Source organism: Hydrocoleum sp. CS-953 (genome assembly GCF_002260545.1).
Taxonomy (GTDB): Bacteria; Cyanobacteriota; Cyanobacteriia; order Cyanobacteriales; family Microcoleaceae; genus Trichodesmium.
Genome location: NZ_LGSU01000020.1, coordinates 1 through 1,157 on the forward strand (window position 1 = coordinate 1; position 1,157 = coordinate 1,157).

Below are 1,157 nucleotides of genomic sequence, written 5' to 3' on the forward strand. Positions count from 1 at the left end.
GGCTACAGATTTCCCTCTGAAAAAAAGCCTATTAGGGGGTATCGTCTATAGCATCAATTATTCTATTTCATATTACAGAGGCGGGTTGAGAAAATCTCAGGTTTTTCACCTTTACCATTTATAGAAACCCGCCCCATAACCTTGATGACGAATCAGAATAATCTCAAAGAGATTCTATCCTAAATTTTGCTGACGCTTGCGAACTACAGTGGCGCCTAAACCGCTAACAGCTAACAGACCTAAAATAGAAGTTGGTTCGGGAACGCTCTCTACGGCAATAGCATCAATATCAAAGCCATTGCCATCCTTGTCTGCATTACCACCAGGATAGTTTGTCTTAGTTGTATCAGTAATCTTGAGGAATTTATACATTCCACCAACATTAATATAGTCAGTCATTTCTTTGTCATTGAGTATATTCTCAGCAACAACAGTAAAATCACCATTTAAATCATTACCCACAGCAACTTGTACAGTTTCTGCCCAATCTGCGCGATCGCCGTCAGTAGTTTCCCAGAGTTTAAAACTATTGAACTTTTTACCACCAAATTCAAAGATGAGTGATTCACCAAGCTGCATACTGTAGAATATATTATCTTTAGCTTCACTCAGTGTATTATCAACATCAAACCTGCCTTCCAGTCCTGACACTTGACTTCCATCTCCCAAAGGATCTCCACTCATATCATAAACTTCTGAAGCAAAAGTTGCTGCCATAGCTGGAGTTGCAGCAAAACCTACGATACCACTTCCGATTAAAGCTGCAAAAGTTGAGATTTTGGAAAAATTCATAATTACCTACCTAATTTTAGTTAATAGTTTTCAATTCTTGAATAGTCAGCATTTTAAATTACTAGACCAGATTGATCCCTACAAATTAATACTTTCAAACCCTGGTCTTATTGATTCGTATTTAATTTGTATTTCGCAGTATGCATTCCCTAAAATTTCGGTTTGATTTCAATTTAATTTGTATCTGTAAACAATATAGCAAGGGATTAATCACCATTCCCTTATTTCTACCTATCTTCATCAAAACTTTAAATAGATAGACTATTTTGTAGTCAAAGTTACAGTTATTTGTAAGTCTTTAATAAAGTAAATATAATTGTTCCGGATATCAATTATATCTTTGGAAGAATATAGATTGTGTCGAT

1 protein-coding gene is annotated in these 1,157 nt (G+C 35.4%); it reads right to left on the bottom strand.

The genetic code is table 11. The features are described 5' to 3' along the window. Positions 1 to 174: 174 nt before the first annotated feature. Positions 175 to 792, bottom strand: a complete 618-nt coding sequence (locus tag AFK68_RS00065; RefSeq protein WP_094670661.1) for a PEP-CTERM sorting domain-containing protein — start codon at positions 790 to 792, stop codon at positions 175 to 177. Positions 793 to 1,157 lie beyond the last annotated feature (365 nt).